Source organism: Pseudooceanicola aestuariicola, assembly GCF_045763785.1.
GTDB lineage: Bacteria > Pseudomonadota > Alphaproteobacteria > Rhodobacterales > Rhodobacteraceae > Pseudooceanicola.
This window is the reverse complement of record NZ_JBJGSF010000001.1, coordinates 452,787-476,925: the sequence shown is the minus strand read 5'-3', so window position 1 is coordinate 476,925 and position 24,139 is coordinate 452,787. Positions and strand designations below refer to the sequence as shown.

Genomic DNA, 24,139 nt, shown 5'->3' with positions numbered 1-24,139 from the left:
TTTGGCACATACGGGAAACACACCCGCCAGCCCTTTCGCCGGAGCCTTTAGCATGGGGCGCCCACGGCGTGAACGACAAAGACAATCAAGGTTTTCACGGGGTTGACCTTCGGGCTGTGGCTCTGCCTTGGGCTTAGTGGATTTCAGGCAGCGTTTAACGATTTGTTCCGACATTTGGCGGACATTTCCGTCGTGTCGTGAGCGTTCAGGGCGGGCTGACGGGAACTAAATGGGCCGCCCTGACGTTGATACGATAAGAAAGCGGCCAAGCCGGGATGCTGACAGGCCGCGACCGATAAGGAGAACCTAAAATGAAAGCCGCTGCCATCGTATTTCATGCCAGTTTTGCCCTGACGCTGACCCTAGGCGCAGGTCTAATCGCCCTTATCTAAGGCGACGTTACCCCCGATTTCGTAAGTCAGGCCCGGAGCTGTTCCCTCAGCTTCGGGCTTTTTCTATGTGCGACCATGCGGGTTGATCCGGAATCGCCAACCGAAGGGTATCCCCAACCGTCAGCATGCCTTCGCGTTCGACCCAAGCCGTCACGCCCCGCAGGCCGTTTGCCGCAGATTTGAACCGTTTGCCAAAGCCCGGCATGTGGGTTTCGATCACCTTGGCGGGCAATTGGCAGGGTCGGTTTTCCATATCCACGACCAAGGTCACACCGTCGGGACCTTGCAGGCGCGATGACGGCGGCAGGTGGGTGAAATTCGGCAGACCTTCGACCAGCATGGTGGCGCCGACCCATTCGGGTGGGATCGCGTCCACCTCCATCTTTCTGGCGATTTCGGCCAAATCCTCGACCGACAGGATCGAGAATTGGCGGACGTTGCGGATGGGGGTATTCCGGGGGTGCAGGTTCAACACCCGGCTGCAGGAGGGGCGGTTGATGCCGCCATGCGCTTCGCCTTCGGGGCCATCGAAATTGGCTGCTAGGCTGGTGAGGCCAGAGGACTCCAGCGCGGCGTCCCGGTCAGCGACGCGGCCCAGCCACATGATGCGACAAGAGAAATCGGTAAGGTTCAGGGCGGGCATAGGCGTATCCGATCAGCTGCGGGTCAGGGTGTAAAAGAGGCGGCGGAACGGGAACAACACGCTGCCATCGTCGCGACGGGGGTACACAGCCTCCATCGCCTCATCATAGGCCGCGCAGAGGGTTTTCTGCTCATCAACGCTCAGCGCGTCCAACACCGGGCGCGCGTAGGTGGCCGAGGTGAATTGCCGTACCGGGTGGGTATCGTCGCCCGCGCCGAGGTGCTGGAAATATTCCGTCTGCCAGACTGCCAGCGCGCCAAGCGGTTCAAGGATGTCCCAGGTTGCGGGCGCGTCGGGGATACCGGGTGATTTGTCAGGATCGACCTTGCCCGGGAAATGCTGTTCCGCCAGATCGTACCACAGCCGGTGCGAGGGCGCGTTGTTCTGATGTGGCACCTGAACGGCCAGCGTGCCGCCGGGGGCCAGCATGTCGACCAGTCGCGGCAAAAGGGTGTCATGGTCCGGCACCCAATGCAGCGCGGCGTTGGAAAAGATCAGGTCAGGCGCGGCCTTGGTTTTCCACTGGGCGATATCGCGTTCTTCCAGCGCGTCGTAGTGGCCGGTGTTCCACGCCTCTTGCAGCATGGCCGGAGAGGTATCGACGCCCGTCAGGTGGCTATCTGCAAAGCGGGCGCGCAGAACGGCGGCGACGCTGCCGGTGCCGCAGCCCAGATCGACGATCTTTATGCCGTCGCGCGGGGCAAGGCGCATGGCAAGGTCAACGGCAGGGCGCAGGCGAACGGTGGCGAATTTCGAATAGGTTTCTGGGTTCCAGTCGGACATCACGGCTCCGGGTCTATGGCCCAGCAATAAGGGCATCCACTGGTTAATGAATCATGCCAGATCGCAGTTGAAAAGACCGCAATGAATAAGGGCCAGAGGTTTCCCTCTGGCCCTTGGCTTTTATGCGGTGGGTTCCGGCTCCATCCCGCCAGAGCCGCCGGGTTTCGACCGCGGCTTGGTCTTCGGGATGGCGGTGACCGAAGGCGCGCTGCCTTCGTCAGAGCCTTTGTCCTCATCCTCGGACTGCGGCGGTTCGCCGTTCATGACGCGTTTGATTTCGTCACCCGTGAGGGTTTCGTACTCTAGCAAGCCTTGCGCCAGACGCTCCCACTCTTCCTGCTTTTCGGTCAGGATTTTGTAGGCGTGCTGGTAGGCGTCGTCGATCATGCGTTTGACCTCTTCCTCGATCAGCTCTTTGGTGTGAGCCGAGATTGAGAAACCGCCAGCGCCGTTGCCGTTATAGCCTTCGTGCGCCTGTTCGTAGTCGACGTTGCCGACCTTGTCGGACATGCCCCACCGCAGAACCATCGCACGGGCCAGAGCAGAGGCCTGCTGGATATCCCCAGCGGGGCCGTTGGACACTTCATTCTCACCATATTTCATGATCTCGGCAGCTTTGCCGGCCATGGTCATGGCGAGTTTCTGTTCACATTCCGACTTGTGCCAGTTCAGGCGGTCGATTTCCGGCAGCGACACCACCATACCCAATGCACCACCGCGCGGGATGATCGTCGCTTTATAGACCGGGTCACACTTCGGCAGGGTCAGGCCGACGACGGCGTGGCCTGCTTCGTGATAGGCGGTCTTTTCCTTCTGATCGGGCGTCAGGACCATCGAGCGGCGTTCGGCCCCCATCATCACCTTGTCCTTGGCGTTCTCGAAATCGACCATGGTGACAAAGCGGCGACCCACGCGGGCGGCCATCAGCGCGGCCTCGTTCACGAGGTTCGCAAGGTCAGCACCCGAGAAGCCCGGCGTACCGCGCGCGATGATGCGCAGGTCGACGTCCGGACCAAGAGGGGTCTTGCGGGCGTGAACCGACAGGATCTTTTCGCGGCCTTTGATGTCGGGGTTCGGCACCGTCACCTGACGGTCGAAACGACCGGGGCGCAGCAGCGCGGGGTCCAGAACATCGCGACGGTTGGTGGCGGCAAGGATGATGACACCCTCGTTCGCTTCGAAGCCGTCCATTTCGACCAGCAGCTGGTTCAGCGTCTGTTCGCGTTCGTCGTTACCACCGCCATAGCCTGCGCCACGGTGGCGCCCCACGGCGTCGATTTCGTCGATGAAGACGATACAGGGCGCATTCTTCTTGGCCTGTTCGAACATGTCGCGGACACGGGATGCACCCACACCGACGAACATTTCCACGAAGTCGGAACCGGAGATGGTGAAGAAGGGCACACCCGCCTCACCGGCGATGGCGCGGGCCAGAAGCGTTTTACCGGTCCCCGGAGGGCCCACCAGCAACGCACCCTTGGGGATCTTGCCACCAAGGCGAGAGAACTTCTGCGGGTTACGCAGGAATTCGACGATTTCTTCCAGCTCTTCCTTGGCTTCGTCGATGCCAGCGACGTCATCAAAGGTCACGCGACCGTTCTTTTCGGTCAGCAGCTTGGCCTTGGATTTACCAAAGCCCATCGCGCCGCCTTTGCCGCCGCCCTGCATCCGGTTCATGAAATAGATCCAGACACCGATCAGCAGAAGGATCGGCAACAGCGAAACAAAGAAGGTCTGGAACCCAGATTCTTCCTGGCTTTTCGCAGTCACGGGGATTTTGTTTTCGATCAGCTTGTTCGTCAGATCGGCGTCTTCCGGTTTGATCGTCACGTAATCCTGACCGTCCGATCCGCGATAGCGAACCTGTTCGCCATCAAGCGTTACGGAACTGACATTGCCGGCCTCAACAGCCGTCACAAAGTCGGAATAGGGAATCTCACGGCTTTGCAGCGTATTGCCGGAACCACTGAACAGGTTGAACAGCGCCACGATCAGCAGCAACAGAACGACCCAGAAGGCGAATTGTCTCGCGTTGCCCAAGGAAAGCTCCTCCTGATTGGGATAAGCGGGGGCCTAGCACACCCGGTTAGGAACTAAAATAAGATTTGGGCGGCAAGGTTCAATGCGTACGCAATGCCGCATCGAAATCTTTGCGGGTTCTCAGCAGTTTTGCCTGAAAACCATTAAGATTTCCTGCAATCGGAGCGGAGATCAGCCGATCACCCAGCCAGATCGCCGGGGTCGACAGCAAACTGGTGCGTTTCAGCCCCGTGTCGCGCCAGTCGGGACAGGCTTTCAACCCGCCCTCTGTCAGCGCGGCGATCTCCGCGCCGTCCGGCACAGGGCCGGTCATCTGCCAACGGGTATCCCAAATGTGATCGGCAGGCACGGGGCCTGGAACGGCTGCGGGTTCGCGTGTGATGCGGATTTGAGTTTTGTCCGTCTGTACGATGCACCCCGCCAAGGTCATCGGCGTCCGGGCGTGGATGTGGTTGATCAACTGCTGCAAAGCTTTGCTGCGCGGCGGATAGCCCGGGCCGGCAACGTGGTGCAATCCCGCCTGGATCAGTCGTCGCGCGATCTCTGCCGATAGATGGGTCCACGCGTCGTGGTCAATCAGGATGTCGCCCGCCGCGTCCTGTGTGACGATCTTCGCGGCCTCTTGCACAGCGTAGTGGGCCAGTGCGTCGCGGGCTTGGGCCAGATTGGCGGCGGTCGTCGTCAGTGCGTCAACGCTCAGGCCGATATCGGAGAGCGTTGGCATGGCCTGCCGGATGCGGACGCGGTCGTAGTCTGGATTGTCGTTGGTGGGATCATTGATCCACGTCTGGCCTCGCTGCTTCAACAAATCTTGCAGCGCATCGCGGCGCAGGGTCAGCATGGGGCGCAAGAAGTCGGTTTGTCCGATGCGCCGCCGCGTCGCCATTGTGGCCAGACCGTCCACCCCTGCCCCACGTCCCAAACGCATAAGCAGCGTTTCCGCCTGATCATCCGCCGTATGGCCCACGGCGATCTGGTCGATCCCGCGGTCCTGCGCCCAAGCATCCATCAACGCATAGCGCGCTTGGCGGGCTTGGTCGGATATGTTGCCGGTCGGCGCGGGCCCATCCCACCGCAGGATCGTGTGGTCGATGGTCAGATCAGCGCAAAGGCCGGCGACAAACGCGGCCTCTTCCGCAGCTTCGGGGCGCAAACCGTGATCGACCGTGACGGCATGCAGCGAGCGGCCCGCCCCATCAGCCCAGTCTTTCAGGATCAGTAGCAGCGCAAGGCTGTCAGAGCCGCCAGAAACGGCGATCCCCATAGGATCAGAGGCGGCGTTATCGCTTAGAAAGCCCGAAACGACATCGACCGCCTGTTCCCACGTTGTCACTGGCAGCCCAGATCAGCCCGCGCGGTCTGTGCTTCGGCCACTTCGGGCGCGCCGGGAAAGCGGGCGGCGACCTCGGCCAGCGTGGTGCAGGCTTCTGGCCCCTGCCCCAGACGGCCCAGCCCTTTGCCAAGGTTCAGCAACGCCTCGGCTGCGACAGGCCCATCTGGTGCCGCAGAAAAGGACGCAAGGTAGGCGCGCGCGGCCTTGGTGATCTCACCGCTGCCCTCGTAGGCTTTGCCCTTGCCCAGTTCGGCCTGCGCCTGCATCGGGCTGCCGGGATAGGTCATCAGGAACGCCTCAAAACGGTTGGCGGCGTCGGGGAATTTTCCATCTGCCAGCGCGGCTTGGGCCGCTTCGAAATCCGCGCGCTCAGCCATCGCAAGTTCGGCCACCGGTTCGCTGTTGCCCTGATCGACAGGCGTAATCGGCGCGGCGGCGGCCCCTTCGGGCATTTCACCCCCAAGGGTCGAGGTCTGGCCCAGTTGAGAGACGTCGCCGCCTTCCAACTCGACCAGACGAAACTCCAGATCGCCGATCCGGTTGGTGCCGTCACGGACAATGGAATTGATGCGGAACTCCAGCTCTTCGGTTTTCGAGGTTAGGCGCGATGCCTCGGCTTCTAGCGCGTCGACGCGTTCCAGAACCGATCCGCCCACGGCCACGCCATTGGCACTGCCGCTGGTCGACAGTTCACGCTTCAACTTCTGGATTTCGACGTTCAGGACAGTCAGTTCCTGCCGGATGTCGGCAAGGGTTTCGTCCTGCGATTGCGCCGCCGCCCCGAAGGGCAGCAGGGCGATCACCGCGATGGCAATGAGGTTCCGCATGGTCTTCCTTTAGCTGATCGCGCCCGCAGCCAGAACGGTAACGGCGCGACGGTTCTTGGTATAGCAAGCCTCGGTCGAGCAGATCTCGATCGGGCGTTCCTTGCCGTAGGTCACGGTGCGCAGACGCGAGGCCGGGACGCCTTGGGTGATCAGGTATTCGCGCGCAGCGTTGGCGCGGCGGCCACCAAGGGCAAGGTTGTATTCACGGGTGCCCTGTTCGTCGGCATGGCCTTCGATCACGGCGGTGTAATCGGGGTTCGCCATCAGCCAGTTGGCCTGTGCGTTCAGGGTCAGGCGTGCCTCATCCGACAGGGTGTGCTGATCGACAGCAAACAGAACACGGTCGCCCACGGCGCTTTGGAAATACAGCGGCGAGGTCGGATCATTGGCCGATCCGGGAACAACTGCCCCGTTGGCCCCGTTGCCAGCGCCCAATGCGACGTCGTTGTCGAACTTTTCCTGCTGCGAACAGGCCGCCAGCGCCAGGGCGGATACGACCAGCATTGCGCGTGTCAGATGTTTCATTTTCTTAGCCTTTGTGTCTCTCGTGTGCCCGTTTTGTAATTTGGTTTATCATGTTCCGGGCGGGGGGTGAACGGAGCCCTTTGACGAGCCCGATGGGTTAATTCTGCAGCGGCGACCAGCTGGGGTCAGAGGCCGCGCCTTCGGTCCGCACCTGTTTCAGGTTCCGGCCCGAGATATCGACGGAATAGAGCGACGCCGCCCCCTGTGCGCCCTGCGTTTCGCGGGTGAACATGATGACGCGGCCATTAGGGGCCCATGTCGGGCCTTCGTCTAGGAAGGATGCAGTCAGCAGGCGTTCTTCGGACCCATCGGTACGCATGACGCCGATGTGGAAGCGGCCCTTGGACTGCTTGGTGAAAGCGATCAAATCTCCGCGCGGCGACCAGACGGGGGTGCCATAGCGCCCTTGGCCAAAGCTGATGCGGGTCGGTTCGCCGCCGGTGACAGGCATGACATACAGCTGCTGGCTGCCGGAGCGGTCGGATTCGAACACGATTTTCGATCCATCAGGCGAAAAGCTGGGGGCCGTTTCGATCGACGGCGCGCTGGTCAGTCGGGTGGACTGGCCAGAATTGATGTCCATCGAATAGATGTCCGTATTCCCGCCTTGGGTCAGCGAATAGACCACGGTCTGACCATTCGGCGCAAACCGGGGGGCGAAGGACATCGTGCCCTCGGGCGTGTTCAGGGTGCGACGGTTTACGGAGGCAACGTCCAGCACGTAGATCTTGGGGAAGCCGGTTTCATAGCTGGTGTAAAGCACACGGTCGCCGGTGGGCGAAAAGCGCGGGGCCAGCACGATGGACGAACTGTCGGTCAGGTACTGCACGTTGGCGCCGTCGTAATCCATGATCGCCAGACGTTTCTTGCGGTCATTCTTAGGCCCGGTTTCAGCAACATGCACAACACGGCTGTCGAAATACGGACCTTCGCCGGTGATGCGGGAATAGACGGCATCGGCCACCTTGTGCGCCATGCGCCGCCAGCCTGCCGTGGTGCCCGAAAATTGCAGGCCATTGCCCATCTCGGCCCCCGAAAAGACGTCGTAGAGGCGGAATTTCACGTTCACCCGGTCGCCCGTGACAGCCACCGCGCCGGTAATCAGCGCCTGAGCGTTGATCGCCTTCCAATCCGCATATTGGATCGGGGACGAAAAGCTGGATACGCGGGCGATATGCGCGTCCTGTGGGATTTGGCGGAACAGCCCGGTACCGGTCAGGTCGTCCGACACCACCTGCGTGATGCGCGCGGCCAGATCCGCCGAGCCGCTGGTTTCGGCCTCGAACGTGGGGATGGCAAAGGGCAAGGGTTCGATCACACCTTCGGTGATTTCGATCCGCAGCGGGCCGTTCTGCGCCTGAAGCGGCGCAGCAAGGGTGATGATCGCGGCCAGAAGGCCCAGAAGCTTGGTCAGATGGTGTCTCATTTGATCCGCATCTTCTCCGGGTTGAATGTCATTTCAATGTCACGCCAGGTTTCGTACTTGTCCACCGGAAGGCCAAAGCCGTTCGCCCCACAGCGGATGATTGCCCGGCGCGCGGCCTCGAATGCCTGCCGCACCGCATCGCCCGATCCGCCCTGAGAGGTCAGCATCCGGATGGTGTCCGTACGCGGGCGACCGTCCTGAGACATCTCGACCGCGACCACAACTGTAGTGCGCAGAGCGTCGGTGGACAGTGAACCAGTATTCCAACAAGCCGAAACGGCGACGCGCAGCGCCTCTTTTTCGCCAGCGGTCATGGGGGGACCGGCGGGACCTGCGGGCGCGTTGTCGCTGTCGGCAGCAGCGGTCGAGCCGCCAAGCGCCTTGGCCAGCGCGTCGTTGATGGCGTCGTTCTGCTCAGGCTCTGGCTGAGGTGTGGGTGTAGGCGTCGGTTCGGGCCGGGGTTCTGCCACAGCGGTCTGTACCGGACGCGCCGATGGCGGACGCTTGGACACCTTGGGCGGGCCGTCGCCGGTTTCGTCGGCTTCGGTCAGGATCTCGGTCGTCGCCTCTTCTGGCGCTTGTTCTTCCTCGGCAGGCTGGACCTCTTCCGCTGTCTCTGACGGCGCTGTGGGGGCCTGCGGGCTTTCACCGATGGCCGCATCAGGGTTGGGACGCAGCACAGGACGCGGGGCCACGCGTTTGATGTCGCGCGGGGCCTCATCGCTTGGCTCTGGCATCAGAACGGCGGTGTCTTCGGTCGGCGGTGTAATGTCGGGCGTGGTGTCCTGCACCTCGGCTTGCGGCGTGGTCAGGTCGGGCTGTTCGGGCGCGACCTCGGCCTGCGGGGCTTCGGCCACTGTGGGCTGGTCCTGCGCGGGGGCCGTGTCGGCCTGCGGGGTCACAGGGGTCTGTTCCGCGGGTGCCGGAACGGGCAGTTCGGTCACGTCGGTATCGGCACCAGGCGGCTGTTGGGCCGGCGTCAGCGCAGCGAATTCCTCGGGCGAGATCAGGGCGACATCCGTCACCTCGATGGCGTCATCGGGGGGAAGGGACCAGCTGCCAATCAGCGCCCACGCGAAGAAGGCCAGATGGCCCGCCCCGGATATGATGTGACCGGTGTGCATTTAACGACCGTCAGTTCCCGCCCATGGTCGGGCCGCCTGGATCGGTCACCAGACCGATGTTCTTGAACCCGCCCTTGTTCAGCGCTCCCATGACCTGCATGACCTGTTCGTAAGGCACCGCGCCATCGGCGCGCAGGTAGATGCGGTCGCTATCCCGTTCAGCCGAAATGGACCGCAACCGAGGGATCAATTCGTCCGCGCCGGTTTCCGTGGTCTGGATCATGATCTGACCGCCCGAGGTGACCGTAACGGTCAGCGGTTCTTCCTGTTCGGTCGGCAGCGAATTCGCGGCCGTTTCCGGCAGCTTGACCGGCACGCCCACGACCATCAGCGGGGCGGCGACCATGAAGATGATCAAAAGCACCAGCATCACGTCCACAAAGGGCGTGACGTTGATTTCCGACATAGGCCGTGCGCGTCCACCGTGGCGTCTGCCCCGGCGGCGACCGCTGTCTTTTCCGATGACGCCTGCGCCCATGGATCAGGCGTCCAACTGGCGCGACAGAATGGTCGAGAATTCGTCGGCGAAAGCCTCATAGCCGCCAACGATGCGATCCATGTCTGCGTTAAGCTTGTTGTAGAAGATCACCGCAGGGATAGCCGCGACAAGGCCAAGGGCCGTTGCCAGAAGCGCCTCGGCGATACCGGGGGCGACGACGGCCAGCGATGTGTTCTGGCTTTCCGCGATGCCGATGAAGGCGTGCATGATGCCCCAGACCGTGCCGAAAAGCCCGATGAACGGCCCGGCAGACCCGATGGTGGCCAGAACGTTCAACCCGGATTGAAGGCTTTCGGATTCCTTGGCGATGGCGACGTCCATCGATCGGTCGATGCGGGCCTGCGCGCCTGCGATCATCTGACCATCTTCACGGTGCGACCGGCGCCATTCCGTCATGCCAGCGGCAAAGACACGGTGGGCCCGGCCCGCCGGCTCTGGTCCGATCTGTTCGTAAAATTCATCCAGCGGTTCACCGGACCAGAAGCTGCGATCGAATTTCGCGGCTTCGGACCGCGCGGCGCGGTAGCTGATGATTTTCTGGATAATGATGGACCACGACCAGAAAGAGGCGGCGATCAGCATCAGCATCACCAGCTTCACGGTTATGGTCGCACGTGCGAAAAGCGCCCACATGGAAAAATCCACCTGTTGCGCCAGGGCTAAAGTCTCGGTTTCCATTCTGCCTGCTCGTCAGAAATTACAATTGGGCCGTCTTCCTGCGGCCATTTGCAGGGAATGTAGCGGATCTCAACGCATTTCGCCAACACATTGGCGAGAGCGCGCGGTTCGTTAACCCAAATGAAGGGGATTCAGTGCATCAACAGGCGGATATTCGCCGGAAGTCGCGCAGGATGACCGGTATCGCTGATCGCGACGATGGTGACGTGGGCGGTGAACAGGACCTCTCCGTCCCTTACCACATCCTGCTTTAGCATGACCCGCGCGCCGGTAACCGCTTCGGTCGTGGTGATGACATCCAGCTGGTCGTCGAAATGCGCGGGGCTAAGGTAATCGGCCTCTAGCCGCCGGACGGCAAACACGATGCCGTCGTCCGCTTTCATCGCTTTCTGGTCGATCCCAAGGGTGCGGATCCATTCGCTGCGCGCACGTTCGATAAAGCGCAGGTAGTTGGCGTAATAGACGATGCCCGCCAAATCCGTGTCTTCGTAATACACGCGCAGTTGGAAATGATGTGCCATTGGTGCCCCCGGTTACCCGGGGCCGAAGAAACACGGATCAGATCACGATCACAAGGGGGGCGCGGGGTTTACTTGACCACGCGCAGTCTGGGGGCTGTCGCGCGCTCCACTAGGCAACGGCCGTGGTTGCGCACGTGGCGATTGACCAGCCGACGTGCGTCTTTGCCATCGACCATCAGCCGCGCGGGCGGGGTCGTCGGCTTGCCCTGCTGGAATGGGGCATAGTTCAAGGCGGATTTGACCGCGCGCCAGTTGGCTTTGCCCAACATCTTGCGCGCCTCTTTCCCGACATAGAGGCTTTCTGCCGGTGTGCCGTTGGCAATCAGAACCTGATGCCCTTCGACCAGCAGGTGAATGTACTTTGTCGGGTTCAGCCCGCGCACACGGTCCACGCCCGGCAGACCGATGAAGTAATGTGCTGGAACAAGCACCTCTGCCTCTCCGAACATACGCTCGGCAATCTTGGACCGCAGCATGATGCGGTGATGCGGCGACACCTCTAGCGGTTGATCGGGCAGGTTCGGAACAAGCGCACCCTGCGCGATCCGGATGGGGCGGTTTTCCGGCTGGGCCATCAGGTCGTCCAACCGCAGCTCTCTTCCGCCGATCCAGCGGACAGGGACATAGCTGCCCTCAACGGTGCGAACCACATCGCCGGGTTCCAGTGTCTCGATGGCGCGATCGCCCGACGGGGTCGCGATGCGCGTGCCGGGGGTGAAACAAACGTAAAGCGATGAATAGGCGATCGAGGGGTCGTTGGTCGGCCCCTCTTCGATGATTTGGTATTGCTGACCGGGGACAAGGCGATGTTCGGTGACAAAACCACTGGCGCGCGATCCGGTATCGGCGTCGTAGGCGTAGATGTAGAAATCATCTGCTGCCGTGCCGCCGACGGGGCGGACACGGTACATATATTCCGGAGTAATCTGCTGACCGGTATTGGCCGTACCGCCACCCTGACTGATGGGTTCCGCCAGATCCTGACTGCCATCCCCGTCATTAAAGACGGTGTCGTTGTCGGTAATGTTGAACTTGTCAGGTTCTGCGGTGACCGAAAAGATCGTACCGTCTGCGGCCCCGTTTGCCGACAGGTCGTTCGAAAACGGATCGGCACCCGAGTGGATGACGATATCGCTTGAGTCATAACCTGCGACTTCGTACGTGGCCATTGGCCTACCTGTTCACTGCACAACGCCCGACGCGCCTGAGCGCCGGTTCTCCTCAGCCTGTATACTGGCCGAAGAATAAGGCTTTCTTATGCAGGTTAAGGGGAAATGATGCGCAGTTGCGCCCCGAGGGACGCGCATGCGCATCATCTTTGAGTTGTATGACTGGCTGCCGCTGGCGAATATCGAAAGCGGAATAACCTATATTAACTCAATATATCAGTGTGATACAAGCAATTCACGGATAGCGACGCCCGATGGCGTCACCTCGGGCGCTTCGCGTCTGCCCAGATTTTGCCTCAATTTCGCTGCAATCTTGCAAAAATTCGCAAGGCGTGGCTCGGGTCCGTGGCAGAGGCGGGCAGCACCGGATCATAGGCCGCCTGCGCGACCGCCGCGAAGTCGGGATGAAGCCGTCCGACGCCATCCGCACCACGCACCAAAGATGACCGCGTCGCAAAGGCGTTTGGCCCCCAATCCGCGATAGATTTCAGCGCCAGATCCAACCCGATTTCTTCTGCCGGACGCAGGGCCATCTGCCCCGTCATCCGCAGAAACACGAAGGCCGCGCGGATCGCCCCATATTCATCAAACCGGAAGGCGCGGTATTGCGACGCTTTGGCGGCCTGAAGGCGGGGCACCAATGCGCCAAGGCCGGGGATCATCATGTCCAGACCGTCCAGCTCTGTCAGTTCTTCCCAGTCTTTCAGCAGGAAGATCATAAGGTTGGTGCCCAGTTCGGGGTCGGTCTCGGCCATGGTGTGGCCGACCATCGCGACGATTGCCTCGATCGCGCCTTTCAGGGGCGGCAGGCTTTGCTCTTCGACACCGAAAATGACCGGCACGATGGGGCGGCCCCAGCGGGCAAACTGATACGTCCCGTCCTCACGGGTGAACAGCCGCTCAATCTGTTCCGGTTCCAGCGTCACGCTCAAGGTATCGGCCCCACTTACGCTCAAAAGCTTGGCATAGGTCGATGCCCTGCCAATGGGCAAAGAGCAAGAGAAAACCGAAAAGGTCAGGGGAAGGCGTCAGGCTGACCGATCGCAGGTCATTCGAACAGGGTCCCCTGCCCGGTGGCTTTGGGCGGCTGCAATCCGATGTGCCGCCAGCCCTTGGCGGCCAGCATCCGGCCCCGCGGGGTGCGTTGAATCAGCGCCTGTTGCAGCAGGTAGGGCTCGATCACCTCTTCGACCGCATCGCGGCTTTCCGACAGCGCGGCGCAAAGGGTTTCGATGCCCACGGGACCGCCCTGATAGTCTTCGCCGATCATCTTGAGGTACTTCCGGTCCGCCATGTCGAGGCCAAGGTTATCCACCCCAAGCCGCGTCAACGCGCCGTCAGCAAGGTCACGGGTGATCGTCCCATCGCCTTCGACCACCGCGAAATCGACCACGCGGCGCAGCAGACGCCCGGCGATCCGCGGGGTGCCACGGGCACGGCGGGCGATTTCGCGGGCCCCAGCGTCGTCCGCAGGCGCGCCCATCTTGCGGGCATTGCGGGTGACGATGTCGTGTAACTCATCCTCGGTATAAAACTGCAGGCGGGTCGGGATGCCAAAACGATCGCGCAGGGGCGTTGTCAGCAGGCCAAGGCGGGTCGTGGCACCGACCAACGTGAAGGGTTGCAGTTCGATCCGGACCGTCCGCGCGGCGGGGCCTTCGCCGATCACAAGGTCCAGTTCGAAATCTTCAAGCGCGGGATAAAGCACCTCTTCCACCGCCGGGTTGAGCCGGTGGATTTCGTCGATGAACAGCACGTCCCGCGCTTCTAGGTTCGTCAGGATCGCGGCCAGATCGCCCGCCTTGGCCAGCACGGGGCCAGAGGTCATGCGGAAGTTGACCCCCAACTCGCGCGCCATGATCTGCGCCAGCGTGGTTTTCCCCAGCCCCGGAGGACCGTGAAACAGGGTGTGGTCCATCGCCTCACCCCGCTGGCGGGCGGAAAGGATAAAGACGCGCAGGTTGGCGCGCGCCTCTTTTTGGCCGATGAAATCGTCCAGCGTCTGGGGGCGCAACGCGCGGGTGTCGTCGGCATCCTCGGGCAGCGGATCGGGGCGCAGGGTCGGGTCGGATGACATGGCTTACCCTTTCGGCGCGAGTTTCTTCAGCGCAGACCGGATCAGCGCGGGGGTTTCGGCGTCAGGGGTTTCGCCCGCGGCCTCGGCCACGGCGGCGGCGGCTTCAGACGGGGCATAGCCTAGGTTGCTCAGGGCCGACAACGCCTCGGCCTGTGCATTGGCGTTGGCGGGCGCGGCGGACGCTGGTTTAGGTTTGGGTGCGGCGGTGGCGGGTTCGATGACCTCGATATCGCTGTCATCTGCCTTGGTCGGCGCGCTGGTACCCATGGCCATGACGGCGGGGGCTTTGTCTTTCAGTTCCAGCACGATGCGCTGTGCCGTCTTGGGGCCAATACCCTTGGCTGCCTTGACGCTGGCCTGATCCCCCAAAGCGATGGCGCGCGACAACCCGTCGGCCCCGAGTGCGCCAAGGATCGCCAGCGCGCCCTTTGCGCCAACACCCTGCACGCTGGTCAACAGACGGAACCATTCCTTTTCCACCAGCGTCGGAAAGCCATAGAGCTGCAGCAGGTCTTCGCGAACGATCAGTTCGGTATAAAGCGCTGCAGCCTCGCCGGGTCCGGGCATCGCCATCAGTGTTCGGTCAGATACATAGACCATGTATCCGACCCCCCGCACATCGATCAGCACGTAATCCGGCCCGCGCATGTCGATGCGCCCAGCGATGCGCCCGATCATGCGCGCACCCGCGACAGGCTGGCGGCAGAGCCAAGGTGATGTGCGTGGCAAATCGCGATGGCCAGCGCGTCGGCGGCGTCGGGGCCGGTGAACTGAACCCCCGGCAATTGCAATTTGACCATATGCTGGACCTGTTCCTTGGCCGCGTGGCCGACGCCCACAACGGATTTCTTGATCGTATTGGGGGCGTATTCACCAACGGTCAGCCCGGCCTGAGCAGGCACAAGCAGGGCAATCCCCCGCGCCTGTCCCAGTTTAAGCGTGGCGCTGGCGTTAGTGTTGACGAACACCTGTTCCACGGCGGCGGCATCGGGTGCGTGGTCTGCGATGACTTGGGTCAGACCGGTGAACAGCGCCATCAGCCGTTCGGCCATGTCCGCCCCCTGCCCCTGACATTGGCCGTTCGCGATATGGCTGATTCGGCTTCCCTCAACGGAAATCACGCCCCAGCCCATGCTGCGCAGCCCCGGATCGATGCCGATGACCTTCATACTGCCCCCTCGCCCTACCGCGATTTGTCCTTTTTGCAACAGATAGCACGAATGGTGAACATTCGCCAAGCGCGTTGCGCACGACATCGTCATCAGACGTTTCCGACACGCGCCCCACCAAAGGCGACAGACGCATCGGGAAACCGACGCGCTGCACGCCAAAAACGACACGCGCCGAGGCCTTTACTTTTACGCTATTTCAACACTTTGAGAGCGATTTAGCGACATGCATAAAATGCATGAGAGCGTTGCAAAAATCGGGCTTCCTCAATTTGGAATGCACGATTATTGGGCGGTTTGAAAACTTCACCCCGCCCCCTTTTGAAAGGAGCCGTCCTATGAGCATCTACGTGATGACCCCCCGCGCACAGACCGGCTTTGCCGTCAGCATTGGCCACATCGGCCGCTTCGTGTCGAACCTGCACCTGTCGGTCCGTGACTGGAACGACCGTCGCCAGACGCGCCGCCTGCTGAACGCCCTGTCCGACCGCGAACTGTACGACATCGGCCTGACCCGCGCAGAAATCGAAGGCCTGTCCTAAGGTCTTCGGCCCCCCGGGGCCGCCAAGTCAGACTAAGACCGAACAATAGCAAAAGGCCGCCCTGCTTTGGGCGGCCTTTTTGTATTTGATCCGTGCCTTCGTCAGCGCGTAGCCTGATCGGCCAGCAGGTCTTAGCCTACGACGAAGGTCAGGAAATTATAGACCATCAGGGTCACAGGTTCGATCTGCATGATCCATGCGCCGACCTGATCCATCGTGTCGCCCTGCGCCATCGCGTTGACCTTGGCGGTGTAGACGCCGAACCCAAGCTTGAACAGCAAAAAGCCTTTGAAACTTAGCAGCACGCCCGCGATGATCATCGCAGCGCGCAGCGGGATCATACGATTGATCTGGCGCCGACGCTCCCCTGTGGGGATCAGCTTCATCAGGCCGTTTTCGTCCAGCTCGGTGCGGTGACCGGCCTCGAGTGCGGCCTTACGCTCATCCAGACGCTCCAGCCGTCTGTCAAAATGTGCAAACCCGTCTTTCATTGGTTTTCCCAGTCCTGCGGTGTTTCTCAGGATAGGTGTTAACGCGAAAATCGGGCCATATTTTGACTGAAATTGGAAACGTTCCGCCTGCTTGGCCATGCTGCATACAGGCGAAACAGACCGGTTTTAGCTGGGTCGGGACAGCAACAGCGTCGTCCAGTCGCCGATCTGGGTCGCCTCAACATCCGTCAGGCCCTGCTTGGCATAGGCGGCGGCCACATCGTCGGCCTGATCGTTCAACAGCCCAGACAGGATCGTATACCCATTGGGGGCCAGATGCTTAGCCAGATCCGGGGCCAGATCAATCAGCGGACCCTTGAGGATATTGGCAAAGATCAATTCGTAAGGGGCGCCATCCGCAATCTGAGGATGATCAAAGCCCGTCGCCTCAAGACAGGTCACCCGACCCGCCATGTCGTTAGCGGCAAGGTTCGCCTCGGACACCTCAACGGCCACGGGGTCAATATCGCCGGCAATGGGCGTCACTGGCCAGATACGCGCGGCAGCCATGGCCAGAACAGCGGTGCCACAGCCGATGTCGGCGACGGTTTTGGCCTCGATGCCGCGGGTGGCAAGACGATCCAGCGCCTCAAGACAGCCGCGGGTCGTGCCATGGTGACCTGTGCCAAAGGCCATCGCGGCTTCGATCAACAGGGGCACGCTATCGTCGGGGACCGTGTCGGCGTCGTGGCTGCCATACAGATAAAAGCGGCCCGCGCGCACGGGTGCCAGTTCACGTTTTACCTTTGCCACCCAATCAGTGTCCGGCAGTTCCGAGACGGCAAAGGGTTTTGCGTCATGCAGGGTTGCCAGCAAGGCCAGACCGGCCTCATCAGGGTGTTCGGTGAAGTAGCCCCCCACTTCCCACAGCCCGGAGTCGTCTTCGATCTCGAACACGCCAATGCCGTAGGGTTCTGGCGTCAGCGCTTCCATCGCCTCACCAAGGGCTTCGGCGGGGGCTTTGCCCGGCAGGGTCGTAAAGGCGGTAAAGGTGGGCATGGGGGCCTCCGTCTGGGTTTGCGCAGGCTTTATACCGAAGCCCCCCCTGTGACCAGAGCCGCGTGGTCCGCGGGCGCGCGCCAATGCGCGCCCAGCACTTTTGTTCCATCAAAACGCAAAAATATGTCCGGGAACACTTGGCCATGTCCCCCGTTGATACCCCGACCAAGACATAAGGAGGGTCTTATTATGAAATTCACGACGTTTACCGCTACTGCCGCCGCCGCCCTTATCGCCGCTACGGGCGCATTCGCCGAAGCACACAGCAACGCCGACGGCGAAGCGAAGATGAAAAAAGACGGTGAAATGTCCGCGTCCATGGACTCCGCTTCGACGGATACGGACATGAACAGCAGCGCCAAGCTGATCCGTTCGCGCGACATCACTGGTGGTTCGATCTACACCATGAACGAAGCCAACGATGAAGGTAGCGCGTGGGATGTGAACACCCGCTACGACCAAGTCGGCGCTGACTGGAACGAAATCGGCGAAATCGAAGATCTGGTCCTGTCGGAAGACGGTCAGCTGATCGGTATCGTGGCCGAAGTTGGTGGTTTCCTCGACATCGGTGACAAGCACGTCATGATCGAACTGGACGACGCACGTCTGGTGGCTGTCGATGACAAAACCTACTCCTTCGTCACCCGTCTGAGCGAAGAGCAGCTGGAAGAGATGGAAGGCGTTGACGAAGCCGCCTGGAACTAATTGCTTGATCTGAAGCAGTGATTGCGCCGCCCTTTTGGGCGGCGCTTTTTTGTTTGCGCGTCACTCTGCTTGTGCGGGGACCGCCCCGCCGCCCATATCGGCCTGCAAACGCCCGATCAATCGCCACGCCACGACGCCCGCGGCGGTGCCGGCAACAACGGCGGCCAGCCCATATCCCAGCATCGCCCCCGCACCGCCAAGGTACATGCCCATCACCCAGGCGAAGGGATAGACCAGCACCAGATCGCGCACCCATCCTGCAATGGCTGCCCAGATCGGTTTTCCAAGGTTGTTAAAGGCCGCACCCGCAACAAATAGCACCCCGTTCAACAAAAAGCTGAGAGAGACCCAGTAGGTAAAGCTGCGCATCACTGCCACGCCTTCGCCCGTCAGATTGAAGGCCCGGATCAGCGGCTCGGTCAGTAGGATCAGCAAGATCCACGCGGCCAGAGTATAGACGGTCGCGAAGATCAGGCTGTCCAAATAGGCGCGGCGCACCCGATCCATCCGTCTGGCGCCGAAGTTCTGGCCGATGATGCCGCCGATTGCGCCCGACAGCCCATAGACCCCGCCGAACACCAGCATCATCAAGCGCATCGATACCGCCATGGCGGCCACGGCTTCAGGCCCAAAGGGGGCCATGGCCAGCGTCAACATCCATTGCCCCGCGGGCGGAGAGGACTGTGTCGCGATCCCCGGCAATGCGATGGCAAAATAGGGCCGCGCGGTCTGTCGCAGCATGGTCAGGCTGGGGCGCGTCAGCAGACCGTGAAAGCGCACCAGCCAGTACAGCCCAAGCACAGCCATTACCACGCGCGAGATAACCAGCGACGCCGCCGCCCCCGTCACGCCCCAGCCCGCGTAGATAATCAGGAACGGGTCCAGCACCAGAACCACCAGCCCCGCCAGCAACGTCACCATCATCGACCGCCAGGCATCCCCTGCGGCCCGCAACAGGCCCGCGCAGTTCACACCAAACGCGATGATCGGCAAGGACAGCAGGGTGATGGACAGCACGTGGGCCGCGACCTCTGCCGCCTGCCCTTCGGCCCCGGCCAGCCTTAGCAAGTCGTGCCGGAAATTGACGCTGACGATGGATAGCACCAGTTGCACGGCGAAGGTGTAGATCAACGATGCGGTGGCGAAATTCTGCGCCTGCTCTTCTTGCCCCGCGCCTAGGCTGCGCGACACCAGTGCCACGCCTGCAATCATCATCCCCAACGCGACCGAGATCATCAGGAAGGTGATCATCGCGGCATAGCCCATGCCCGCCAGCAGGATCGTATCGTCCAACTGCCCGACCCAGAACAGCGCCAAGAAATCCACAAGGAACATGAACGACAGGCCGATTGACCCGCTGGCTGTCATGATCACCACGTGGCGCATCGTGCTGCCCGTGACGAATTTCGCCTGAAGCGGCGCTTTACTCCGCGGCGGCTGCTGGGAGGGCACGGGCAAACACCGTTTCGTTTCCGGGTTCAGGATGGCGCGGAATCAACAGCGCCAGCGCAAAGGATATCGCGGCCATGCCAGCGGCGGCAAAGAACACCGCACCGGGCGACACCAGCCACAAGTAGCCCAGCCCGGCCGGCAGGAAGACGGCTGCGATATGGTTGATCGTGAAGGCCACGGCAGCAGTCGGCGCAATATCCCCCGGATCGGCGATCTTCTGGAAATAGGTCTTGAGGGCCAGCGCCAGCCCGAACAGCAAGTTGTCGATGACATAAAGGATCGACGCCAGCAGAACACCCCAGCCGAAATAGTAAATCCCGCCGTACAGCGCGAAGACGGTGACCAGACCGATGTATTCAAAGCGCAGGACCCGCGCCTCTCCGAACCGGCCGACGGCGCGGCCCATCAGCGGGGCGATGATCATGTTGGCGACAAGGTTGATCAGGAACAGGCCGGTGACTTCGTGCACGTCGAACCCGAACCGCTCGACCATCATGAAGCCAGCGAAGACGATAAAGATCTGACGGCGCGCACCGGCCATGAATTGCAGCAAATAATACAGCCAATAGCGGCGGCGCAGGACCATCTTCTTGACCTGCGGATTGGGCGCTTCGAATTGCGGATAGGCGATCATGGCAAAGATCGCCATCGCCGCCGTTACCCCGCCCGCCAGCAGGTAGACAAGGTTGTAGGTCAGGCCCAGTGGTTCCCACAACAGGACGATCAAGCCGTAAGAACAAAGGGTTGCCGCCGATCCGACCGCCAGCAACAGGCCCAGAACGCGCGGTGCCTCGGCTTTTGTCAGCCATTGCAACTGCAGCGACTGGTTGACCGTCTCGTAATAGTGAAACCCGATCGAGCTGAGCATGGTGATCGTCAGGATGCCGCCCATCGTCGGAAACCATGCGGTCACCGCAGTGGCCGCCCCGAGCATCAGCAGGGACACAAGACCCAGCACCTGTTCGCGCATGAAGATTATGATCGCGATCACGCCGATGGCCAGAAAGCCCGGGATCTCTCGAACCGTGTGCAGCCAGCCGATGTCAGAGCCGTCGAAATTCGCGACCTCGATGACAAAGTTGTTCAGCAGCGCGGACCATGTGGCAAAGGCAATCGGCATCGCCGCGGCCATCAGGAACAACAACGCCTTGGGCCGCCGCCAAATTGGCAGCGCGGGAGCGTCGGCAAGATTAAGTGTTCTCGTCATGTATTTCCCTTACGCCCCTTTTTTGGCCTTGGCGAGTGATCTGATCTGAATCAATGACATTGAAATATGTCTATGCGATCCGCAGCCCAACGCAGTCGGAGGCGCAACGATGGACCTGCTACCCCTTGTCGATGGGATCGGAGAATCCCCAACGGCGGCCCTGTTCGGCCTGATTACGGGCATAACCTTCGGGGTTGCGGCCCAGCGATCGCGGTTTTGCCTGCGGGCCGCAACGGTCGAATTCGCGCGTGGACAGATGGGCGACAAGGTGGCGGTCTGGTTTCTCACCTTCTCGACCGCCGTGGTCTGGGTTCAGGCGGCGCAGATGCTGGGTCTGATGCGGGCCGAAGACGCGCGGATGATGGCCGTTCCGGGCAGTTGGTCGGGCGCAATCATCGGCGGCCTGCTGTTTGGCGTCGGCATGGTTCTGGCGCGCGGCTGTTCCGGGCGGCTGCTGGTGCTGGCCGCTACGGGCAACCTGCGGTCCGTGGTGTCGGGCTTGATCTTTGCCGTGGTGGCGCAGATGTCGCTGTCGGGTGTGCTGTCGCCCCTGCGCGACCGGATCGCATCGCTCTGGATCACCTCCGGCGGGCGAAACATGGACCTGCTGGCAGCGCTGCACCTGCCGGACGCGTCTGGTCTGATCATCGGTCTGGCATTTGCAGCGCTCGCTCTGATCCTTGCGCGTCGCAACCGGATCGGGGCACGTCGGCTGGTCTTTGGCGCGGGCGTCGGCTTTGCCGTGGCACTTGGCTGGGTGCTGACATACGCGCTGTCTACGGTCGCCTTCGATCCGGTTCAGATCGAAAGCGCGACGTTCACTGGCCCCTCGGCCAACACGCTGATGTTCTTTCTGGATCGCGGTTCGGTGCTGGAGTTCGACATCGGGCTGGTTCCCGGTGTTGTCCTAGGCTCTTTCGCCGCCTCGGTCCTGACCCGAGAGTTCCAGTTCCAAGGCTTTGACAATGCCGCAACTATGCGCCGCGCGATGGTGGGTGCCGCATTCATGGGCTTTGGCGGGATGCTGGCCGGCGGCTGTGCGATCGGTGCGGGTGTCACAGGCGGATCGATCTTCGTCGGCACCGCGTGGCTTGCGCTCTTCTGCATGTGGATCGGCGCGATGGTCACGGACCTGCTGGTCGATCAGCGCCACACCGCCACCGCGTAACGCCCCCAATCCTTTTGCCGCAAATATCTTCGGGGAGTTTGAGGGGGCAGCGCCCCCCTTAACGCCAGTTAGAAAAACGACTGGGGATCAATGTCGACTGAAACACGCAAATCCTTATCAGGTCGCAATTGGCCCACCCATTGCGCCATCGCCGCCTGCAGCGCGACGCCTTTACCCGCCTTGACCAGCATGCGCACCCGGTGGCGTCCACGCACCCGGGCAATGGGGGCCGCAGCTGGGCCGAAAACCTGTGCGGATACCTTGGTCAGCGGCATTGCGTTGCGCGCCAAATCCTGCCCGGCGCGGAAGGCTGTCTGTGGATCGGTCGCCGACAGGATCACGGCCGCCAAACGGCCATAGGGCGGCATGCCTGCCGCGCGGCGCGCCTCGGCCTCGGCCTGCCAGAAGGCTTCTTCGTCACCGTCTAGGATGGCCCGGATCACGGGGTGGTCGGGTTGATGGGTCTGCAAGAGCGCCTCGCCCGGGATATCCGCCCGTCCAGCCCGGCCAGCCACCTGCCGCATCAGTTGAAAGGTGCGTTCGGCGGCCCGAAGGTCCGCGCCCTGCAGGCCAAGGTCGGCGTCGATCACACCGACCAAGGTCAGCTTGGGAAAGTTGTGCCCTTTGGCCACCAACTGCGTGCCGATGATGATGTCGATGTCGCCCTCGGCGATCTCGGCAATTGCCTCTTTCAACGCGCGGGCCGACCCGAACAGGTCTGACGACAGCACTGCCATGCGCGCCTCGGGGAAAACTGCCGCCACCTCTTCGCCCAACCGTTCCACGCCGGGGCCGATGGGGGCCAGTTTGCCCTCCACCCCGCAGCTGGGACAGGCTTCGGGAATGGGTTTCGTCTCTCCACACTGGTGGCACATCAGGCGCTTTTGAAACCGATGCTCGACCATCCACGCGTCGCAATGATCGCAGCCGATGTTCTGCCCGCAGGCGCGGCAGACGGTGACCGGGGCATAGCCGCGACGATTCAGGAACAGCAGCGATTGTTCGCCCTTGGCGATGCGGGTCTGCACCGCGCTGGCGAGCGTCGGGGAAATCCAGCGCCCCGGCTCCATCCTTTCCGCCCGCAGATCGATGGCCTTCATGGTGGGCAGGACGGCGGTGCCAAACCGGGCGTCAAGATCAAGGCGTTCGTATTTCCCGGCCTCTGCATTCGCCCAGGATTCCAAACTGGGCGTGGCCGAGGCCAGAACCACCCGCGCCCCCGCGATCGACGCGCGCAAGACCGACATATCCCGTGCGGAATACAGCGCGCCGTCTTCTTGTTTGTAAGACGTGTCGTGTTCTTCATCGACGACGATCAGGCCAAGGTCGCGGAACGGCAGAAACAGGGCCGACCGCGCGCCGATGACCAGCTGCGCCTCTCCCTGCCCGACCATCTTCCATGCGCGGCGACGCTCGGTCATGGTGACGCCAGAGTGCCATTCGACGGGCTTCGCCCCGAACCTTTGTTCGACGCGGATCAGGAATTGTTCGGACAGGGCGATTTCTGGCAACAGCACCAGCGCCTGTCGGCCCTGCGCCAGACAAGCGGCGACGGCTTCCAGATAAACCTCGGTCTTTCCGGACCCAGTGACGCCGCGCAGCAGGGTGGTGCCATAGGTCCCTTCGCGCATCCCTTCGGCCAGACGGGCGGCGGCGGCGGCCTGGCTGTCGGTCAGGGGCTTGCCGCGACGATCCGTGTCCATGCGCGGATAGGGCAGATCGCGGGGGGCCTGTTCTTCGCGCACCGCCCCCGCCGCCACCATCCCCTTGACCACGCTCGACGACACGCCCGCCATGTCCGACAGTTCTTTCAGCGTGAAAGACAGCCCGCCGTATTCCTCTAGCACCGCCAACACGCGGCGGCGGGCGTCGGTCATGCGGTCCATGTCCTTGTCGCCCAGCCGATAGACCTTTTGCATCGACGGCGGATCGGACAAACCCGGCGCGCGGGTCGCTAACCGCAGCATCGCGGACATGGGTGTCAGCGTGTAATCACCGGCGCGGATTAGGAACTCTCGCATCTCGTCCCGCATGGGGGCCACGTCCAGAACGCGGGTCACGGGGCGGATTTTTGACAGGTCATAGTTCCCCTGCCCCGGCCCCCAGACCACCCCCAGCACCTGCCGCGGACCAAGGGGCACCTGCACAAACGCCCCCTGCGCACAGCCATTTGCGGGGGCGCGATAGTCGAGGAACCGGTCAATCGGCTGCGCCGTCAGCACCGATACCAGTTCACCGGGGGCATAATGGGAAGGCAGGTCCAAGGGCGGCTCCGGCTTGGGACGAATGACTAGGGATAGGGGTTTCGGACCCCGTTTCTATCGGGTAAATCGCGGGCGACGACTTTCCAACCCCGGTGAGGTCACATT

The 24,139-nt window shown here is 62.1% G+C and carries 24 protein-coding genes; 3 read left to right on the top strand and 21 right to left on the bottom strand.

Annotated elements, in window-relative coordinates:
• Positions 1–438: 438 nt before the first annotated feature.
• From ACI3GR_RS02220 to ruvC, 16 genes are all read right to left on the bottom strand, one after another.
• Entirely contained in the window at positions 439–1,035 is a 597-nt protein-coding gene (locus tag ACI3GR_RS02220) for an MOSC domain-containing protein (protein WP_407492279.1), read from the bottom strand.
• 12 nt (positions 1,036–1,047) lie between these two features.
• A complete protein-coding gene (locus ACI3GR_RS02215; RefSeq protein WP_407492277.1) occupies positions 1,048–1,818 on the bottom strand; it encodes a methyltransferase domain-containing protein in 771 nt (256 codons plus the stop codon).
• A 120-nt stretch (positions 1,819–1,938) separates the two neighbouring features.
• The gene (gene ftsH / locus ACI3GR_RS02210) at positions 1,939–3,858 is read right to left on the bottom strand and encodes an ATP-dependent zinc metalloprotease FtsH (RefSeq protein WP_407492276.1); all 1,920 of its coding nucleotides are present in this window, start codon (positions 3,856–3,858) and stop codon (positions 1,939–1,941) included.
• Between the two features lie 79 nt (positions 3,859–3,937).
• On the bottom strand, positions 3,938–5,191 hold the full coding sequence (gene tilS / locus ACI3GR_RS02205) for a tRNA lysidine(34) synthetase TilS (RefSeq protein WP_407492275.1): 1,254 nt from the start codon (positions 5,189–5,191) through the stop codon (positions 3,938–3,940).
• On the bottom strand, positions 5,188–6,018 hold the full coding sequence (gene ybgF, locus ACI3GR_RS02200; protein ID WP_407492274.1) for a tol-pal system protein YbgF: 831 nt from the start codon (positions 6,016–6,018) through the stop codon (positions 5,188–5,190). Before ybgF ends, tilS begins: the two co-directional genes overlap by 4 nt.
• 9 nt (positions 6,019–6,027) lie before the next feature.
• Positions 6,028–6,543, bottom strand: coding sequence for a peptidoglycan-associated lipoprotein Pal (gene pal, locus ACI3GR_RS02195; RefSeq protein WP_407492272.1), 516 nt, complete (start codon positions 6,541–6,543; stop codon positions 6,028–6,030).
• Between the two features lie 97 nt (positions 6,544–6,640).
• Positions 6,641–7,969 (bottom strand): Tol-Pal system beta propeller repeat protein TolB, encoded by a 1,329-nt coding sequence (gene tolB, locus ACI3GR_RS02190; protein ID WP_407492271.1) that lies wholly within the window; start codon positions 7,967–7,969, stop codon positions 6,641–6,643.
• Positions 7,966–9,093, bottom strand: coding sequence for a cell envelope integrity protein TolA (gene tolA / locus ACI3GR_RS02185; RefSeq protein WP_407492269.1), 1,128 nt, complete (start codon positions 9,091–9,093; stop codon positions 7,966–7,968). Before tolA ends, tolB begins: the two co-directional genes overlap by 4 nt.
• 10 nt (positions 9,094–9,103) lie before the next feature.
• On the bottom strand, positions 9,104–9,571 hold the full coding sequence (gene tolR / locus ACI3GR_RS02180; protein ID WP_407492268.1) for a protein TolR: 468 nt from the start codon (positions 9,569–9,571) through the stop codon (positions 9,104–9,106).
• 3 nt (positions 9,572–9,574) lie between these two features.
• Complete coding sequence (gene tolQ, locus ACI3GR_RS02175) at positions 9,575–10,270, bottom strand: protein TolQ (protein ID WP_407492266.1); 696 nt, start codon at positions 10,268–10,270, stop codon at positions 9,575–9,577.
• Positions 10,271–10,401: 131 nt separating this feature from the next.
• Positions 10,402–10,791 carry a tol-pal system-associated acyl-CoA thioesterase gene (gene ybgC / locus ACI3GR_RS02170; RefSeq protein ID WP_407492264.1) on the bottom strand — a complete coding sequence of 130 codons (390 nt, stop codon included), beginning with the start codon at positions 10,789–10,791 and terminating at the stop codon, positions 10,402–10,404.
• 68 nt (positions 10,792–10,859) lie between these two features.
• A complete protein-coding gene (locus ACI3GR_RS02165; RefSeq protein WP_407492263.1) occupies positions 10,860–11,960 on the bottom strand; it encodes a Hint domain-containing protein in 1,101 nt (366 codons plus the stop codon).
• Positions 11,961–12,256: 296 nt separating this feature from the next.
• Entirely contained in the window at positions 12,257–12,892 is a 636-nt protein-coding gene (locus ACI3GR_RS02160; RefSeq protein ID WP_407492262.1) for a hypothetical protein, read from the bottom strand.
• Positions 12,893–13,008: 116 nt separating this feature from the next.
• Positions 13,009–14,037, bottom strand: a complete 1,029-nt coding sequence (gene ruvB, locus ACI3GR_RS02155; protein ID WP_407492261.1) for a Holliday junction branch migration DNA helicase RuvB — start codon at positions 14,035–14,037, stop codon at positions 13,009–13,011.
• A gap of 3 nt (positions 14,038–14,040) precedes the next feature.
• On the bottom strand, positions 14,041–14,715 hold the full coding sequence (gene ruvA, locus ACI3GR_RS02150) for a Holliday junction branch migration protein RuvA (protein WP_407492259.1): 675 nt from the start codon (positions 14,713–14,715) through the stop codon (positions 14,041–14,043).
• Positions 14,712–15,206: a crossover junction endodeoxyribonuclease RuvC gene (gene ruvC / locus ACI3GR_RS02145; RefSeq protein WP_407492258.1), complete on the bottom strand. Its 495-nt coding sequence runs from the start codon at positions 15,204–15,206 to the stop codon at positions 14,712–14,714. Before ruvC ends, ruvA begins: the two co-directional genes overlap by 4 nt.
• A gap of 338 nt (positions 15,207–15,544) precedes the next feature.
• Here ruvC and ACI3GR_RS02140 point away from each other — a divergent pair, with 338 nt between their 5' ends.
• Positions 15,545–15,748 (top strand): DUF1127 domain-containing protein, encoded by a 204-nt coding sequence (locus ACI3GR_RS02140; protein WP_407492257.1) that lies wholly within the window; start codon positions 15,545–15,547, stop codon positions 15,746–15,748.
• A 131-nt stretch (positions 15,749–15,879) separates the two neighbouring features.
• On the opposite strand, the gene ACI3GR_RS02135 is transcribed toward ACI3GR_RS02140, so the two are convergent.
• Both ACI3GR_RS02135 and ACI3GR_RS02130 read right to left on the bottom strand, forming a co-directional pair.
• Complete coding sequence (locus tag ACI3GR_RS02135) at positions 15,880–16,239, bottom strand: hypothetical protein (protein WP_407492256.1); 360 nt, start codon at positions 16,237–16,239, stop codon at positions 15,880–15,882.
• 126 nt (positions 16,240–16,365) lie between these two features.
• Positions 16,366–17,238, bottom strand: a complete 873-nt coding sequence (locus ACI3GR_RS02130) for a 50S ribosomal protein L11 methyltransferase (RefSeq protein WP_407492254.1) — start codon at positions 17,236–17,238, stop codon at positions 16,366–16,368.
• Positions 17,239–17,427: 189 nt separating this feature from the next.
• Here ACI3GR_RS02130 and ACI3GR_RS02125 point away from each other — a divergent pair, with 189 nt between their 5' ends.
• Complete coding sequence (locus ACI3GR_RS02125) at positions 17,428–17,943, top strand: PRC-barrel domain-containing protein (RefSeq protein WP_407492253.1); 516 nt, start codon at positions 17,428–17,430, stop codon at positions 17,941–17,943.
• Positions 17,944–18,003: 60 nt separating this feature from the next.
• On the opposite strand, the gene ACI3GR_RS02120 is transcribed toward ACI3GR_RS02125, so the two are convergent.
• Both ACI3GR_RS02120 and ACI3GR_RS02115 read right to left on the bottom strand, forming a co-directional pair.
• Complete coding sequence (locus tag ACI3GR_RS02120) at positions 18,004–19,395, bottom strand: MATE family efflux transporter (protein ID WP_407492251.1); 1,392 nt, start codon at positions 19,393–19,395, stop codon at positions 18,004–18,006.
• Positions 19,367–20,602 carry an MFS transporter gene (locus ACI3GR_RS02115; RefSeq protein WP_407492249.1) on the bottom strand — a complete coding sequence of 412 codons (1,236 nt, stop codon included), beginning with the start codon at positions 20,600–20,602 and terminating at the stop codon, positions 19,367–19,369. The genes ACI3GR_RS02120 and ACI3GR_RS02115 overlap by 29 nt, the downstream gene beginning before the upstream one ends.
• A 109-nt stretch (positions 20,603–20,711) precedes the next feature.
• On the opposite strand from ACI3GR_RS02115, the gene ACI3GR_RS02110 reads away from it, so the two are divergent.
• The gene (locus ACI3GR_RS02110) at positions 20,712–21,770 is read left to right on the top strand and encodes a YeeE/YedE family protein (protein ID WP_407492247.1); all 1,059 of its coding nucleotides are present in this window, start codon (positions 20,712–20,714) and stop codon (positions 21,768–21,770) included.
• Positions 21,771–21,838: 68 nt separating this feature from the next.
• Here ACI3GR_RS02110 and ACI3GR_RS02105 read toward each other — a convergent pair whose 3' ends face one another.
• Positions 21,839–24,034: a primosomal protein N' gene (locus tag ACI3GR_RS02105; protein WP_407492246.1), complete on the bottom strand. Its 2,196-nt coding sequence runs from the start codon at positions 24,032–24,034 to the stop codon at positions 21,839–21,841.
• Between the last annotated feature and the right edge of the window lie 105 nt (positions 24,035–24,139).

Coding starts and splice junctions, on each gene's coding strand:
- ybgC (WP_407492264.1), bottom strand. CDS start 10,791: ATGGCACATCATTTCCAACTGCGCGTGTATTACGAAGACACGGATTTG.
- ACI3GR_RS02165 (WP_407492263.1), bottom strand. CDS start 11,960: ATGGCCACGTACGAAGTCGCAGGTTATGACTCAAGCGATATCGTCATC.
- ACI3GR_RS02220 (WP_407492279.1), bottom strand. CDS start 1,035: ATGCCCGCCCTGAACCTTACCGATTTCTCTTGTCGCATCATGTGGCTG.
- ACI3GR_RS02115 (WP_407492249.1), bottom strand. CDS start 20,602: ATGACGAGAACACTTAATCTTGCCGACGCTCCCGCGCTGCCAATTTGG.
- pal (WP_407492272.1), bottom strand. CDS start 6,543: ATGAAACATCTGACACGCGCAATGCTGGTCGTATCCGCCCTGGCGCTG.
- ACI3GR_RS02110 (WP_407492247.1), top strand. CDS start 20,712: ATGGACCTGCTACCCCTTGTCGATGGGATCGGAGAATCCCCAACGGCG.
- ruvB (WP_407492261.1), bottom strand. CDS start 14,037: ATGTCATCCGACCCGACCCTGCGCCCCGATCCGCTGCCCGAGGATGCC.
- ACI3GR_RS02130 (WP_407492254.1), bottom strand. CDS start 17,238: ATGCCCACCTTTACCGCCTTTACGACCCTGCCGGGCAAAGCCCCCGCC.
- ACI3GR_RS02135 (WP_407492256.1), bottom strand. CDS start 16,239: ATGAAAGACGGGTTTGCACATTTTGACAGACGGCTGGAGCGTCTGGAT.
- ACI3GR_RS02125 (WP_407492253.1), top strand. CDS start 17,428: ATGAAATTCACGACGTTTACCGCTACTGCCGCCGCCGCCCTTATCGCC.
- ACI3GR_RS02140 (WP_407492257.1), top strand. CDS start 15,545: ATGAGCATCTACGTGATGACCCCCCGCGCACAGACCGGCTTTGCCGTC.
- tolA (WP_407492269.1), bottom strand. CDS start 9,093: ATGCACACCGGTCACATCATATCCGGGGCGGGCCATCTGGCCTTCTTC.
- tolR (WP_407492268.1), bottom strand. CDS start 9,571: ATGGGCGCAGGCGTCATCGGAAAAGACAGCGGTCGCCGCCGGGGCAGA.
- ruvC (WP_407492258.1), bottom strand. CDS start 15,206: ATGAAGGTCATCGGCATCGATCCGGGGCTGCGCAGCATGGGCTGGGGC.
- tolB (WP_407492271.1), bottom strand. CDS start 7,969: ATGAGACACCATCTGACCAAGCTTCTGGGCCTTCTGGCCGCGATCATC.
- ruvA (WP_407492259.1), bottom strand. CDS start 14,715: ATGATCGGGCGCATCGCTGGGCGCATCGACATGCGCGGGCCGGATTAC.
- ybgF (WP_407492274.1), bottom strand. CDS start 6,018: ATGCGGAACCTCATTGCCATCGCGGTGATCGCCCTGCTGCCCTTCGGG.
- ACI3GR_RS02215 (WP_407492277.1), bottom strand. CDS start 1,818: ATGTCCGACTGGAACCCAGAAACCTATTCGAAATTCGCCACCGTTCGC.
- tolQ (WP_407492266.1), bottom strand. CDS start 10,270: ATGGAAACCGAGACTTTAGCCCTGGCGCAACAGGTGGATTTTTCCATG.